General features: G+C 66.6%; 16 protein-coding genes. 14 read left to right on the top strand and 2 right to left on the bottom strand.

Annotated elements, in window-relative coordinates:
* Nucleotides 1–392: 392 nt before the first annotated feature.
* Nucleotides 393–2,321, bottom strand: coding sequence for a propionate catabolism operon regulatory protein PrpR (prpR, locus tag ACKVEX_RS14125; RefSeq protein ID WP_473216376.1), 1,929 nt, complete (start codon nt 2,319–2,321; stop codon nt 393–395).
* A gap of 250 nt (nt 2,322–2,571) precedes the next feature.
* Here prpR and ACKVEX_RS14120 point away from each other — a divergent pair, with 250 nt between their 5' ends.
* From ACKVEX_RS14120 to ACKVEX_RS14055, 14 genes are all read left to right on the top strand, one after another.
* Nucleotides 2,572–3,564 (top strand): ABC transporter substrate-binding protein, encoded by a 993-nt coding sequence (locus tag ACKVEX_RS14120; RefSeq protein ID WP_473216375.1) that lies wholly within the window; start codon nt 2,572–2,574, stop codon nt 3,562–3,564.
* Nucleotides 3,565–3,587: 23 nt separating this feature from the next.
* Nucleotides 3,588–4,469: an ABC transporter ATP-binding protein gene (locus ACKVEX_RS14115; RefSeq protein ID WP_473216374.1), complete on the top strand. Its 882-nt coding sequence runs from the start codon at nt 3,588–3,590 to the stop codon at nt 4,467–4,469.
* Nucleotides 4,466–5,215 (top strand): ABC transporter permease, encoded by a 750-nt coding sequence (locus ACKVEX_RS14110; RefSeq protein ID WP_473216373.1) that lies wholly within the window; start codon nt 4,466–4,468, stop codon nt 5,213–5,215. Before ACKVEX_RS14115 ends, ACKVEX_RS14110 begins: the two co-directional genes overlap by 4 nt.
* Entirely contained in the window at nt 5,215–5,952 is a 738-nt protein-coding gene (locus tag ACKVEX_RS14105; RefSeq protein ID WP_473216372.1) for an ABC transporter permease, read from the top strand. The genes ACKVEX_RS14110 and ACKVEX_RS14105 overlap by 1 nt, the downstream gene beginning before the upstream one ends.
* A 37-nt stretch (nt 5,953–5,989) precedes the next feature.
* Nucleotides 5,990–6,850, top strand: a complete 861-nt coding sequence (locus ACKVEX_RS14100; RefSeq protein WP_473216371.1) for an isocitrate lyase/PEP mutase family protein — start codon at nt 5,990–5,992, stop codon at nt 6,848–6,850.
* A complete protein-coding gene (locus tag ACKVEX_RS14095; RefSeq protein WP_473216370.1) occupies nt 6,840–7,619 on the top strand; it encodes an SDR family oxidoreductase in 780 nt (259 codons plus the stop codon). The genes ACKVEX_RS14100 and ACKVEX_RS14095 overlap by 11 nt, the downstream gene beginning before the upstream one ends.
* Nucleotides 7,620–7,741: 122 nt before the next feature.
* Nucleotides 7,742–8,215 carry an acyl-CoA thioesterase gene (locus tag ACKVEX_RS14090; RefSeq protein WP_473216369.1) on the top strand — a complete coding sequence of 158 codons (474 nt, stop codon included), beginning with the start codon at nt 7,742–7,744 and terminating at the stop codon, nt 8,213–8,215.
* Nucleotides 8,216–8,258: 43 nt separating this feature from the next.
* Nucleotides 8,259–10,082, top strand: a complete 1,824-nt coding sequence (locus tag ACKVEX_RS14085; protein ID WP_473216368.1) for a gamma-glutamyltransferase family protein — start codon at nt 8,259–8,261, stop codon at nt 10,080–10,082.
* Between the two features lie 31 nt (nt 10,083–10,113).
* On the top strand, nt 10,114–10,461 hold the full coding sequence (locus ACKVEX_RS14080; protein WP_473216367.1) for a hypothetical protein: 348 nt from the start codon (nt 10,114–10,116) through the stop codon (nt 10,459–10,461).
* A 43-nt stretch (nt 10,462–10,504) separates the two neighbouring features.
* Nucleotides 10,505–11,461: an alpha/beta hydrolase gene (locus ACKVEX_RS14075; protein WP_473216366.1), complete on the top strand. Its 957-nt coding sequence runs from the start codon at nt 10,505–10,507 to the stop codon at nt 11,459–11,461.
* 121 nt (nt 11,462–11,582) lie between these two features.
* Complete coding sequence (locus ACKVEX_RS14070) at nt 11,583–11,834, top strand: acyl carrier protein (protein WP_473216365.1); 252 nt, start codon at nt 11,583–11,585, stop codon at nt 11,832–11,834.
* A 6-nt stretch (nt 11,835–11,840) separates the two neighbouring features.
* A complete protein-coding gene (locus ACKVEX_RS14065; protein WP_473216364.1) occupies nt 11,841–12,383 on the top strand; it encodes a GNAT family N-acetyltransferase in 543 nt (180 codons plus the stop codon).
* Between the two features lie 178 nt (nt 12,384–12,561).
* Complete coding sequence (locus ACKVEX_RS14060; protein WP_473216363.1) at nt 12,562–13,638, top strand: tartrate dehydrogenase; 1,077 nt, start codon at nt 12,562–12,564, stop codon at nt 13,636–13,638.
* Between the two features lie 32 nt (nt 13,639–13,670).
* On the top strand, nt 13,671–14,114 hold the full coding sequence (locus ACKVEX_RS14055) for an inorganic diphosphatase (protein WP_473216362.1): 444 nt from the start codon (nt 13,671–13,673) through the stop codon (nt 14,112–14,114).
* Between the two features lie 75 nt (nt 14,115–14,189).
* On the opposite strand, the gene ACKVEX_RS14050 is transcribed toward ACKVEX_RS14055, so the two are convergent.
* Nucleotides 14,190–14,879 (bottom strand): zinc metallopeptidase, encoded by a 690-nt coding sequence (locus tag ACKVEX_RS14050; protein ID WP_473216361.1) that lies wholly within the window; start codon nt 14,877–14,879, stop codon nt 14,190–14,192.
* Nucleotides 14,880–14,984: the final 105 nt, after the last annotated feature.

The following is a 14,984-nucleotide window of genomic DNA, read 5'->3' as shown; positions in this document are numbered from 1 at the left end:
TGCTTCTTACACCACGCCCCGGGACACGATCGCCCTCCGCGTTAGCCTCCAAGCAGAGATCGCCTAACCGACGCCGGGCAGCCTTCTTTGACCGGTCAGGTTTTCCTGTATCCCGGTTTCCAGCTTCGCGATGTTTGCCCTTCGGGCGGCGCTGAGATGAGGCACTTTCCTGGCCGATCAGTTGCCGTAGAGCTGTAAAATCGATTGGCGTCTCCAAACTGATAGCTGCTGTAGATCAATCGCGACGACCAAGGGCGGCATCGGGTCGACGAGAGACGGTAGATCCCAGAGGCACTGAGATTCCGCTCCCGAGCCGAAGCCGGTCAATCATCGACCGGGACGCGATGCAGGTCGCTCGGGGTGACCGATTTCGTCTTTACGGTCAGGCGTGCTCACTTCTTCTGCAGATGTCTCTGCCACCGCCACAGCGTCGCCCGACTGATCCCGAGCAGTCGGGCGGCCTCGCTGCGATTGCCGCTGCTGCGTTTGAGTGCAGCGTCTATCCGGACTGACAGCGCATCGCCATCGTCCGCGGCATGCAGACGGCCGTCCGGGAAGAGTTCAGGGCAGTCCTGAGCGAGTGCGTCCAGCACGACCTCGTCTTCATGACCGAATTGCAGCAGGAACACCGCGATCCGCTCGGCGATGTTTTCCAGTTCACGCACATTGCCCGGCCATGGGTATGCCTTCAGGTGCCCGGCCAGTGACGCCATCACCGGATCCGGGCCCAGCGTCGACCCCAGTCGGCGCAGGCTGCGTGCCAGCAGCGTCCGGGCGAGCAACTGGATGTCGCTGTGCCGTTCGCGCAGCGGGGGCACCTCCAGGCGCAGGGTATTGATCCGGTAGTACAGATCCTGGCGAAAGCGCCGCTCCGTGATCATCTGCTGCAGCGGCTGATGCGTCGCGACGATGATGCGCACATCGATCGGCACCGCCGTGGTGCCGCCCAGGCGCGTCACCTCGCGCTCCTGCAGCACGCGCAGCAGCCGGGTCTGCAGTGCCAGCGGCATGTCGCCGATCTCGTCCAGGAACAGGCTGCCCTTGTGCGCCGCCTCGAGCAGACCGCGCTTGCCGCCGCGCCTCGAGCCGGTGAAGGCGCCCTCCTCGTAGCCGAACAGTTCGCTCTCGAGCAGGGCCTCCGGAAAGGCCGCGCAGTTCAATGCGACGAAGGCCTGCCCGGCGCGCGGACTCGCGTTGTGGATGGCCTGAGCGAACAGTTCCTTGCCGACGCCGCTCTCGCCGGTCAGCAACACCGTCAGGTCGGTCTGCGCGAAGCGGCGTGCGGTCGCGACCGCACGCACGAAGGCGGGGCTGTTGCCGATCAGGTCGTCGAAGCCGTGGTGCACACCGGTCTGGCGCGTTCGTTGCAGGATGCGCAGGCTGGTGTCGGCCTCCTGGATCAGGTGCGCGTCATAAAGTGTGATCGCGGCGCCGACGATCTCGCCGTGTTCGCGGATCGGCGTGCGGTTCATGACCCAGTCGCGGTGCATCAGGTTGCGCACGGTGGCGCGCTCGTCCTCGCCGGTCTCCAATGTGCGCAACAGCGACAGTTCGGGATCGAGCGCATCCAGCGGCGTGCCGAGCAGGGCTTCGCCCTCGCGCCCGAGCACGCGCTGCATCGGCGGATTGATCGCGATGATGCGATGGCGGTGGTCCACTGCCAGCATCGCATCCTGAAGATTGCGCACGACACCGTTCAACTGCTCGTAGCGACCGGACTCCAGTCGTGCGGCCCGGGCCAGGTCGATCGCCGATTCCAGCCCGCGCCGGACGCTGTCCAGCGAATACACCAGCAGACCCTGAAGGCCGCAGCGTTCGGCGAGTTCGATCACGAGGCTGGAGCCGATGATGACTTCGAAGCCATCCCGGCGCAGCGCGTCGAAATGGTTCTGCGCATCGGCCGCGGTCTGGTATGCGTACTGTGCGATCTCCATCTTCAGCAAATCCTTCACCGCGTCCAGCCTCGGGTTGGTCTGCCCGTAGGTCACGATGCCGACCCGGTCGGTGATGCGGCGCGCGCGGATCATCGCCTGCAGGATGTCGAAGCCCTCGACCTGTATCGTCGCGACCGGGGCGTCCAGTTCGCTGCGCAGGATGCTCGCGTTCGCGCCGGCGCTGACGAAGGCGTCGACCTCGCCGGCTTCGATGCGCTGGCGCGCGATCGCGAGGGCCTGTTCGAACGCGCCTTCGGTCACCTCCAGCCGCATGCGGTCGGCGTAGTCACCGAGAATCGGCTCGACCAGTCGGGTCAGGTGGCGATAGCCCAGGAAGCACACGCGCGGCAGACCGCGGCCGGACGTGTAACGCGGAACAGGGTTCATGGAGCGTTTCATTGCAACGTGGAAACAAGACAGAACGTATCATGAAACAGCCCTAAATCCGAGCGGTGGAAATTTACGGCGTTTTAACAAGCGGTTGGCGATCCTGCCCGATTGGCACGATTACTGCTGATACCGGAATGAACTGAACGCCCCGTTTTCTTGCTCGACCGCGTGCGCCGGTATGGTCGGGACCGGCGCACCGTGGCGCAACGTTCCCGACACACATAAGAACCCAAACTGGAGACTGACAATGACTTCCTGGAAGAGCAAGACTGCTTCGCGCGTCGCACGAATGGGCCGCAGCATCGCTGCGGCGGCCGTGCTGGGGGTGAGCGCGCTGGTCGCGCCGGCGGCGGTATCCACCGCACAGGCCGTCGAAGTGACCGTGACCCACTGGGGCGTGCTCATGTATGGCGCGCCCTACGCGGTCGCGATCGACAAGGGTTTCTACAAGGAAGCCGGCGTCGATGTCACCGGCGTGCTGACGTCCAAGGGCGGTGGCACGACGATGCGCAACGTGATGGCGGCGAGCATGCCCTATGGCGAGGTCTCGCTCGCCGCGGTGGTGGCCGCGATCAACCAGGGCATCGATCTGAAGATCGTGCACACCGGCGTGCAGACGGTCGGCGAGATCCTGTGGGTCACGTTGCCCGACTCGCCGATCAGGAGCGCAGCCGACCTCGATGGCCAGAAGGTCGCCTTCACCAGTCCGAAGTCGGTGACCGACATGTTGCTGACGATGGTGACCGACAAGCATGGCGTCAAGGTGGATGCGATCGCGGCGGGCGGCATCGGCGCCGGCCTGACGATGGTCGAGCAGGGCGCGGTGGTGGCCGCACCGGTCATGGATCCGGTGTGGGCACGCTTCTCCGACCGCTTCCGCCCGGTGTTCATGGTGCAGGACGAACTGCCGCAGATGACGCAGACGGTCGGCGTGACCACGGCCGAGTTCGCGCGCGCCAATCCGGACACGCTCAAGGCGCTGATCGCGGCCCGCAAGCGCGGCGTGGCCTTCGTGTATGCGAACCCGGAGGAGACCGCCGACATCGTGGCCAAGCACTACGAGATGGACCGCGATCTGGCGCTGCGCGCGATCAACAACCTGATCGCGCTGAATTACTGGGGCGCCGGCGAGCTCAACTATGAGGCCATGGACAACATGATCGGCGGCCTGCGCATCATCGGCGAAGTGGAAGGCAAGGTCGATTGGGACAAGTTCGTCGACACGTCCTTCCTCGAGTGAGCGCGACCAGCCGGAGGTGAGCCATGACGGGTTCCGTGGTCGCGATGACGGCGTCACGCAGTCGCGCCTTCGCGCGCGATGCGCAGGCCGGGTCTGACGTGTCCGAGACCCATGCCGAGCTGACCGGGGTGAAGCGTATCTACCCCGGCACCGACGGCGGGGCGGGCGTTCATGCGCTCGGCCCGGTCGATCTGACGCTGACCCGCGGGGAGTTCTATTCCGTGGTCGGTCCGTCCGGTTGCGGCAAGTCGACGCTGCTCGATGTGCTGGCCGGCCTGTCGGCGCCGAGCGAGGGACACATCCTGTTCGAGGGACGCGAGGTGGCCGGCAAGGTGCCGCAGGGCATCGGCGTCGTGTTCCAGGAGGACGCGTCCTTTCCGTGGCTGACCGTGCAGGACAACATCGCATTCGGTCTGCGCCGTGCCGGGACCGACGCGGCCGAGATCGAACGGCGGGTTTCGTACGCGATCGGCTTCATGGGCCTCAGGGACTTCGCCCGGGCCTATCCGTCGCAGCTGTCCGGCGGCATGCGCCAGCGGGTGTGCATCGCGCGTACGCTGGTGATGCAGCCGCGCCTGATCCTGCTCGACGAGCCCTTCGGCGCACTGGACGCGCAGACGCGGCTGCTGATGGGCGACGAGCTGCTGAGGCTGTGGCGCGAGACCGGTGCGACGGTGATGCTGATCACGCACGCGCTGGACGAGGCGGCCATGCTGTCCGACCGGATCGGCGTGATGTCGGCCCGCCCGGGCCGGCTGATCGCCGACATCCGCACCGGCTGGTCGCGCGAGCGGGATTCGCGGATCGCGGCTGAGGAAGCCTTCGGCCAGATAACGAGCCGCCTGTGGAGCCTGTTGCGCGACGAGAGCGTGAAGGCCGCCGGCATGGCCGGGGCACGGTCATGAAGCACGCGGGCTGGATCCGCACGCTGGTGGTGGTCGGCTTCGTGCTGTCGCTGGAAGCGATGTGCCGCTTCGGCGTGATCGGGCGCATGACGATGATCCCGCCGAGCGAGATGGCGACGCACCTGTGGCGACTGTTGCAGTCCGGCCGTGCGAACGCCGACATCGCGGAGACGCTCGGCAACGTGCTGATCGCGTTCGGCAGTTCGGTGATCGGGGGTTTCGTGATCGGGGCGGTGCTGCATTCGCTCCCGCGGCTGCGCCGGGCGGTCGATCCCTTCCTGGCCACCTACTACGCGGTTCCGTTCTTCGCGTTCTATCCGCTGATGGTGGTGATCTTCGGGCTGAATGCGGCGCCGATCATCCTGATCGGTTTCATGTTCGGCGTGGTCGCGATGATCATCAACACGATGAACGGGCTGGACCGCATTCCGCGGGTGTTGCTGAAGACTGCGCGAGTCAACGGCCTGGGGCCGCTGCGCACCGCATGGATGATCAAGCTGCCGAGCGCCGCGCCTCAGCTGTTCACCGGTGTGAAGCTTGCGATCGCGTATTCCTTCATCGGCGTGATCGCGGCCGAGTTCATCATGTCCACGTCCGGCCTCGGCTACTCGATCGCGTACGCCTTCAACAACTTCGACAACCGTACGATGTATGCGCTGATGCTGTTCATCATCACGCTGGTGACCATCGTGAATGCGTTTTTCCATGTGTGGGAGCGCCGCATCATGACCAGGCGGGGACGCTGATGAGACAGTTCATCGACAGCCTGATCTTCGTGGCCGTGCTGATCGCACTGTGGCAGGGGTTGCACTGGTACGCCGGCGACATCGCGATCGCATCGCCCGGCGTGACCGCGCAGCGTGCGGTCCAGATGCTCGGTACTCCGTCGTTCTGGGCGCATTTTCGCGAGACCTTCTCGGCGCTCGGTTATGCGCTGGCGATCGCGGTGCTCGGTGGCATGACGATCGGCCTGCTGCTCGGTCTGCACCGCCTGTCGGGCGAGGTGGCCGAGCCCATCCTGGTGTCGCTGTACTCGCTGCCGAAGATCACGCTGTACCCGCTGATCCTGCTGATCTTCGGCCTGGGCATGTCGGCCAAGGTCGCGTTCGGCGCGATCCACGGCATCATCCCGGTCGCGATCTTCACGATGGGCGCGGTCAAGACGATCGCGCCGGTCTATTTCAAGACGGCCCGTGTGCTGCAGCTGACCCGCGGGCAACTGGTCGCGACCGTGGTGGTGCCGGCGGCGATTCCGGAGCTGGTGTCCGGGCTGCGGGTCGGCTTTTCGCTGACGCTGCTGGGCGTGCTGATCGGCGAGATGTTCGCGTCCCAGCGCGGCCTCGGCTTCCTGGTCATGAACGCGATCGGCACGCTGGACGTGCCGACGATGATGGCGGTGGTGCTGATGCTCGCGGTGGTCGCGGTGCTGATCAGCTCCGGCCTGCTGTATCTGGACCGACGCCTGCATCATCGCGCCGCCTGAGCGCCGATAGGCACTCCAACCCCTCAGAGAGAGATCCATGGCAAACAACAGACTTAAGGCGCGTCTGGCCGAACCCGGCCTGATCTGCGCACCCGGCATTTTTGACGGGATCTCCGCGAAAATCGCGGACGACATGGGTTTCGACGCCCTCTACATGACCGGCTACGGCACGGTGGCATCCTATCTGGGCCTGCCGGATGCCGGGCTCGCGACCTACACCGACATGGTCAATCGGGTCGCGACCTTTGCCGGCAACTGCCGCACGCCGCTGATCGCCGATGGCGATACCGGCTACGGCGGCCTGCTGAACGTCGAGCATGCGGTGCGCGGGTACGAGAAGGCAGGCGCTGCCGCGATCCAGATCGAGGATCAGGAATTTCCGAAGAAATGCGGCCACACGCCCGGGCGCCGCGTCATACCGATCGACGACATGGTGAAGAAGGTCAGGGTCGCGGTCGAGGCTCGCGACTCGTCCGACTTCCTGATCATCGCCCGGACCGACGCGCGCACCACGCTCGGGCTGGACGAGGCGTTGCGGCGTGGCGAGGCGTATGCGAAGGCCGGTGCCGACATCGTGTTCGTCGAGTCGCCGGAATCAGAAGACGAGATGGCGAAGATCTGCCGCGCGATCGACCGACCGCTGATCGCCAACATCGTGGAGGGCGGGCGCACGCCGGTATTGTCGCGCGCCGTGCTGGAGGAACTCGGCTACCGGATCGCGATTTTCCCCGCGTCCGGCTTTCTCGCGGCCGGTGCTGCGCTGCGTTCGACTTTCCGGACCATCCTCGACGAGGGTTCCACCGCGGGCCACGAGGAAGCGCTCTATCCGTTCAACGAATTCTCGAAGCTGATGGGCTTCGAGCGTGTATGGGAGTTCGACAAACGCCATGCGCAATGATCATCCGGTCGTCATCGTCACCGGCGCCAGTCGCGGCATCGGCCGTGCCATCGCGCTCGAGTTCGGTCGCGTCGGTTACCGTTGCGTGCTGGCCGCGCGTGACGAGGCTGCGCTGCAGTCCGTGGTCGTCGATCTGCAGGCGCTGGGCGCGCCGCCGGCCATCGCGGTCCCGGGGGACCTGCGCCTGCCCGAGCAACCCGGCCGCGTGGCGGACGCGGCGATCGCCGCCTTCGAACGGCTGGATGCGGTGGTGAATAACGCCGGCGCGACCCGGCGCGGGGACTTCCTGAGCCTGGCCGATGAGGATTTCATCGACGGCTTCGCACTGAAGTTCCACGGCACGGTGCGCATGTGCCGGGCCGCCTGGCCACATCTGCACGCCAGCGGCGGGTGCATCGTCAATATCTCGGGCATTGGCGCGCATACGCCGGTGGCCGAGTTCACGGTCGGCGGTCCGGTCAATTCCGCGCTGATCAATTTCACGAAGGCGCTGGCCGACCGCGCCCGTGGGCAGGGCATACGGATCAACACGGTCTGCCCGGGTCCGATCGCGACCGACCGCCTGATCCGGCGGATTGAGGCCTTCGCGCAGCAGAAGGGTCTGAGCCTGGCCGAGGCGGAGGATGCGATGCGGGCCGCGCAAGGCGTGACCCGCTACGGCCAGCCCGAGGAGGTCGCGCGGGTGGTGCGTTTTCTGTGCTCGGACGAAGCCAGCTACATTCATGGGGCGAGTGTGGATGTGGACGGGGGCGTCACAGCCGGGATCTGAGGCTCGCGCGCACTCCGCGCGCACTCCACGTATTGCAAGACGCGTCGGGAGCACGTAGCGTGCGGGTGGACAGCCTCCGGCCGGTGGAGGCGAGCCGTTCATCCCAGCGAGAGAGATCCAGCATGGAAATGCCCGCCCATCAACTGACCATGACCGTGCTGATGACGCCGGACACGGCGAACTTCTCCGGCAACGTCCATGGCGGCACGATCCTTAAACTGCTGGACCAGGTCGCGTATGCGTGTGCCAGCCGTTACGCAGCGACCTATGTGGTCACGCTGAGCGTCGATCACGTCATGTTCCGGCAGCCCATCCATGTCGGCGAACTGGTCACTTTCCTGGCATCGGTCAATCACACCGGCAACTCGTCGATGGAGGTGGGGATCAAGGTGATCGCCGAGAACATCCGCACCCAGGAGAAACGACACGCGAACAACTGCTTCCTGACCATGGTTGCGGTCGACGCCATCGGCAAGCCCATGTCGGTACCACCGCTGCGGCCGTTCTCGCCCGATGAACGCAGGCGGCGCGCCGCGGCCGAATTGCGCAAGGCGATGCGTCGCGAGATGGAGCAGCGCTACGCAGCGATCGGATGAGCGTGCCGGCCCTGGTCCTGCCCCCCACGAAGGAGCCTGTCACATGAAGACATCGCATGCGAGACCCTTTGCCGGTATGCTGCTGGCGCTCGCGCTGCTGCTGCCCCCCGGCGCGCTTGCCTTCACCGGCTTAGATTACGTCGTCCCCCACATTCAGCCCGAAACCGCATCCGGCATCATCGAGAAGCCGGGTTGGGCGACCAGCCGTTTCGCGGTCGCGGCGGCGAACCCGCTGGCGACCGATGCCGGCTATCAGGTGCTGCAGGCGGGCGGGTCGGCGATCGATGCCGCGATAGCGGTGCAGATGGTGCTCACGCTGGTCGAGCCGCAGTCGAGCGGCATCGGCGGCGGTGCCTTCCTGATGCATTTCGACGGCAGTGAAGTGCGGGCCTACGACGGGCGCGAAACCGCGCCGACGGCGGTCGACGAGCGACTTTTCCTGGATGAAGAGGGTCAACCGCTGGCCTTCATGGATGCGGCGGCCAGCGGTCTGTCGGTCGGCGTGCCGGGGGTCGTGCGTATGCTCGAGATGGCGCATCGCGCGCATGGCAGGCTGCCGTGGTCGGCGCTGTTCGTGCCCGCGATCACTCTGGCCGAGCAGGGCTTCCCGGTCAGCGCGCGCCTGCATGTTTCGCTGGACGCCGAGGACGCGCTGCGTGGCGATGCAGCCGCAGCGGCGTTCTACTACGATGCGGACGGCGAACCTTGGCCAGTCGGCCATGTGCTTAAGAGCCCGGCCCTGGCCGCGATCCTGCGCCGGCTGGCCGAGGACGGGGCGGATGCACTGTATGTCGGGCCGATCGCGCAGGATCTGGTCGCGCGCGTCAACAGCCATCCCGAACGCGCGGGCGCGATCACCGAGGCCGATCTCGCCGGCTATGCCGCCGTGTCGCGCGCGCCGCTGTGCACCGACTGGAAGGCCTACCGCGTGTGCGGCTTTCCGCCACCGTCGTCCGGACATCTGACCATCACGCAGATCCTGGGCCTGCTGGAAGCGACAGATCCCGTCGGCGATCCGCGGTCGGTCGCGCTGCAGGACGGTTTGCCGGCTACGGACTGGTTGCACCGTTTCCTGGAAGCGGCGCGCCTGGCCTTTGCCGATCGCGGTATGTACATCGCCGACCCGGATTTCGTCGAGGCGCCAGCCGGCGATTGGCAGACGCTGGTCGCGCCCGCCTACCTGCGCGAGCGCGCGGCCCTCATCGGCGAGACCAGCCTGGGGCGTGCGTCACCCGGCACGCCCGGGCCGCTCACCGTCAGCCGCGCGCGCCAGCCCGAGCAGCGCGAGTCCGGCACCAGCCACATCAGCATCGTCGATTCCGATGGCAATGCGCTCGCGATGACGACGACGATAGAGTCGGCCTTCGGCGCGCGCATATTGGCCGATGGCGGCACGGGCCTGGCGGGCGGCTATCTGCTGAACAACGAGCTGACCGACTTTTCGTTCCAGCCGCGGGACGAGCAAGGCCGGCCGATCGCGAACCGGGTCGAACCGGGGAAGCGCCCACGTTCGAGCATGAGCCCGACGCTGGTTTTCGATCGGGACAGCGGCGGGTTGATCGCGAGCCTCGGTTCGCCGGGCGGCGCGGCCATCATCCATTACACTGCGCGGACCCTGATCGCGATGTTCGAATGGGGACTGGACGCGCAGCGCGCGATCGACCTGCCGCATGCGGTGACGCTGGGCGGACCGGTGTTCGTCGAGCAGGGACGTTTTCCGCAGGCGACGGTCGACGTCCTGCAGGCGCGCGGGCATGAGGTCAGCGAGCGCGAGCTGACCAGCGGCCTTCAGGCGATCCGGCGCACCGCCGATGGCTTCTTCAGCGGGGCCGATCCGCGCCGTGAAGGCATCGTGATGGGCGACTGACCCGTCGTCTTACCGAAACCGGGATGACACCGTGGCAAGACAGGATTACAAGCGCAACGAACGCCTCCACCAGATCGCACTGCGTTCCGACTGGCGCTTCTCGGCCAGGCTCGCGCTCGGCGGCGTGGTGCTGGGCGTCTGGCTGGTACCGGCCCTGCTCGCCGGCGACCCGGCGACCCAGTCGCTCGGTCGGACGATCGCGTTCCTGGCCTGGATCTTCAGCGCCGGCTTTGCCGGCATCGCGGTGTACAGGTTTTTCGTGCAACGCCGTTCGCCGCCCGGCGATCCGGCTGCGCGGACCACGCCGGTGACGGCCGGGCCGGACCCCGCAGACGAGGACATGACCGCCGCCTCCCGCCGCGATCGCAAGCCCGAGTGAGGCCGGACGCACTGCTACCGCTCGAGGGGCAGGATTGCCGAGCGTGCCGGCCCTGACTGCGACGCTGCTCGTGGGGCTGCCGCTGGCGTGGTGGGTCGGGCGCACGCTGGCGCATCGTGCGATCCGGTCGAGTCTCGCTGCCCCGCGCGTGGCCGAGTGTTCGACTCCGGCGAGCGAAGGGCTGGACTTCGAGACGGTATGGATTCCGACCGCGAACGACAAGCGACTGCATGCATGGCTGGTTCCGGGGTCCACTGCCGGCCGGCCCTCACCGGCCGTGATCGTGTTGCACGGCTGGGGCGGCAATGCGCAGATGATGTTGCCGATCGCGGCACCGCTGCATCATGCCGGATTCGCCACGCTGCTGGTCGATGCGCGCTGCCATGGGCGTTCGGATGGTGATACCTTCGCGTCCCTGCCGCGCTTTGCCGAGGACGTGAATCACGCGTTCGACTGGCTTGCACAACAGCCCGCGATCGACCGCCGGCGGATCGCGCTGCTCGGACATTCGGTGGGGGCGGGGGCAGTGCTTTTCGCGGCGGCGAACCGGCATGATCAGGTTGTGGCTGCTGCGCGTGATCCCGCTGTGGCGAAGCGGTCCGATGCGAGCGCCTCGAGCCGGCATGACGTGCTGGCGGTGGTCAGCGTGTCGGCCTTCGCTCATCCGCGCGACATGATGCAGCGCTGGATGGCACCGCGACGCGTTCCGGCCGCGGTGGGCCGCTACGTGCTGCGCTACGTGCAAGACACCATCGGACATCGCTTCGACGACATCGCGCCGGAGCGCAGCATCGCGCGCCTGGACTGCCCGGTGTTGCTGGTGCATGGCGAACAGGACAGGGTCGTGCCGGTCGCGGACGCCCATCGACTCCATGCCGCTCGACGTCATGATGCGGTTGAACTGCTGACGCTCGCGGGCGATCATGAGTCTTTCGACGATCTGCAGCGCGAGATCGCGGCGGTGGTCGCATTCCTGCGGCGATGCGCGTCGGTCACGTGAGTCAGCGGTTGCCTGCGACGGGTGTTGCTGCGGCGCAGGCGTCACACTGCAGTGGCAATATGGAATCGCCGATGCGGCCGACCGGCTGCTGGGAACGGGTTTGCACACGAGGATGGGTGAAATGAACGACGATGAAATCCGTGTGCGGGTGCTCGACACGATTCGGGCGATCGCACCGGGCACCGACGTGTCCGCGCTCCGGCCCGACCGGCCCTTGCGCAAGCAGATCGAGCTGGATTCGATGGACTGGCTCAACCTGATCGACGGTCTGCACGAGCGCCTCGGGTGCGAAATCCCGGAAACCGACTATGCCAGTCTGTCCACGCTGGACAGCATCACCGACTGGTTCGTGAAGCACCCGCCCGGGGCCTGAACGAAGATGGCCGACTATCCGACCGAACTGTGCCGCACGCACCATCTGTTCGACGGCACCCTCGTCACGATCCGCCCGATCCGCGCCGCCGATGCAGCGATGGAGCAGGACTTCGTGCGCCACCTGTCCGCGGATGCGCGTTACACGCGATTCATGGGCACGCTCAAGGAACTGTCGGCGTCGAAGCTCCGCTATCTGACCGACATCGACTATGTGCGTCATCTCGCGCTGGTCGCCACGCTCGTTCGCGACGGTGCGGAGCTGGAGGTCGGCGTCGCGCGCTATGTGGTCAATCCGGACGAAACCAGCTGCGAGTTCGCGATCGTCGTCGATGACGCGTGGCAGGGCTCCGGCGTGGCCGGCATCCTGATGCGCGCGCTGATTGCGGCCGCGCGCGCCCGCGGCCTCGAAACGATGGAGGGACTGGTGCTGGCGAGCAATCACAAGATGCTCAAGTTCTGTCGCCAGCTCGGTTTTTCGGCCGAATCGATGCCGGAGGATCCGGGCACCGTGAAGATGACAAAGCGCCTGTGCGGGCCGCAGCCCTGAGCCCGTCAGTTTGGGGTGACCGACTTGACCAGCGCCGGGTAATGGCGCAACAGCGTGATCCAGCGCGAACCGCTTCGTCGTCAGGGGCCGCACCGTACCGGCGTATCTTCGATACCGGACCCGCTAAACTGAGCGTGAGGCGACCCATCACTCACCAATTTCACGAGGCGACAGGACAATGACGAAACATCGCATAGCGGTCATCCCGGGCGACGGGATTGGCGTCGAGGTAATGCCCGAGGGCGTGCGCGTGCTCGAGGTCGCTGCGCGGCGCTTCGGCATCGGGCTCGCGTTCGAGCACTTCGATTTCTCCAGCTGCGACTACTACCTGGCGCACGGCAGGATGCTGCCGGATGACTGGTTCGAGACCCTGTCCGGATTCGACGCGATCTACTTCGGTGCGGTCGGCTGGCCGGACAAGGTGCCTGATCACATCTCGCTGTGGGGTTCGCTGCTGCAGTTCCGGCGGGCGTTCGACCAGTATGTGAACCTGCGCCCCTGCCGTCTGATGCCGGGCGTGCGCAGCCCGCTCGCAGACCGCAAGCCAGGGGACATAGACTTCTTCGTCGTGCGCGAGAACACCGAGGGCGAGTATTCCAGCGTCGGCGGCAGGATGTACGAGGGCACCGAGCGCGAGATCGCGATCCAGGAGACGATCATGAGCCGCGTCGGCATCGATCGTGTGCTGAAGTATGCCTTCGAGCTCGCGCAGACCCGGCCGCGCAGGAAACTCACGTCCGCGACCAAGTCCAACGGCATCTCGATCACGATGCCCTACTGGGACGAGCGGGTGAAAGCGATGGCGGCGCATTATCCGGACATCGCGGTCGACCAGTTCCACATCGACATCCTCACCGCCAACTTCGTGCTGCATCCGGACTGGTTCGACGTCGTGGTCGCGAGCAACCTGTTCGGCGACATCCTGTCCGACCTTGGGCCGGCATGCACCGGCACCATCGGCATCGCGCCGTCGGCCAACATCAACCCGGAGCGTCACCATCCGAGCCTGTTCGAGCCGGTGCACGGCAGTGCGCCGGACATCGCCGGCAAGGGCATCGCGAACCCGATCGGGCAGATCTGGTGCGGCGCGATGATGCTTGACCACCTCGGTCATGCGGAAGCCGGCCAGGCGGTGTTCGACGCGATCGAGAAGGTGCTCGCCCGCGCCGATCCCACCGTGCTGACGCGCGATCTCAAGGGCACGGGCGACACCGCGACGCTGGGCGGCGCGATCGCAGCGGCGCTCGTCGATTGACCGGGGCGGATTCGTCGCCCCCGCTCGATGTCGTGATCGAGATTCCCCGCGGGGGCTTCGTCAAGCGGGGTTCGGCCGGGCAGGTCGACTTCGTGTCGCCGCTGCCATGCCCGTTCAACTATGGGTCGGTGCCGGGCCTGCTCGGTGCGGAAGGCGACCTGCTCGATGCGGTCGTGCTCGGGCCGCGTCTTCCGGCCGGAACACGTGTGCGGATGACGGCGTGGGGGGCGGTCACGCTGACCGACCGGGGCATGTCGGACGACAAGCTGATCTGTGCGGTGCGCAAACCGGGCCGGCTGGCGCGGATCGGTGTACTCGCGTTCTTCCACTTCTATGCGCAGTGCAAGCGGCTGCTGAACCTGTGGCGACGCCGGCCGGGTCGCAATGCGTGCGAAGGCTGGTGCAGTGCCGAGGACGCGCTGGCGCGCGCACGGCCGCGGGACGACGACTGGCACGGGCCGACGATCGGCTTCTAAGGCCCTTCCGCCGGTGATGGCCCGGTCGCATTGCGAAGGTCTGCGGCATCCGGGCGACCCCGCGGGAGCCGTCGTTCAGCGGCGCAGGAAGCGCATCCACGCCGCGATGTTGAGCAGGCTCATCAGCGACTGGCCGACATAGGTGAGCGCAGCGGCTTCGAGGATGCGGCGCGCATGCGGGTAATCGGACTCGTGCAGGTAGCCGCCCTTCTCCAGCATTGGCAGCGCGCGATTGAAGCTCGCGTCCATCTCGGTCGGCAGCGTCACCAGATGCACGACCGCAGCCAGGCCCATGGACAGCAGGCCCGCCACGACGAAGACGAGCCCCGGCGCGGGATGGCGCGTGATCACCGTGATGATCGGCACCGCCACCATCATCATCGCGCCCAGGCGCTGGCCCGCGCCGGCGAGCTTTACCAGGTGTTCACGGGTCCTGAGCGGGACGTAGCCTTCGGCATGCTGGATCGCGTGGCCGACTTCGTGCGCGGCGACGGTGACGGCGGTCAGCGAGCGCTGATGATAGTTGTGCGGCGACAGTCGCACTGCGCGTGCCTGTGGATCGTAATGGTCGCCCCGTTCGTCGAGTTCCACCTTTACGTCGTTGAGCTCGTGCTTGTCCAGCAACAGGCGGGCGAGCTGGGCGCCGCTGCCATAGTAGCGGTCGGCCGGCTCGCTGTAGCGCGTCATCGTGCGGCGCACCCACCAGCCGGGCAGCCAGCTGACCAGCAACACGAGGGGAATCAGCAGGATCAGCAATCGGGCCATGGTTGTTCTTGCGACGCGGTGATCGATGAGGGTCGATCATGGATGGGAACGCAGCGGATGCTGACGTGCATGTGATGTCGGACAACGATGACGTGCCGACGTTCG

The sequence above is a fragment of the Denitraticella aggregata genome (assembly GCF_048158365.1).
In the GTDB taxonomy this organism is placed as follows: Bacteria; Pseudomonadota; Gammaproteobacteria; order Burkholderiales; family Rhodocyclaceae; genus Azoarcus_F.
This window is presented reverse-complemented; position numbering and strand designations above follow the sequence as displayed.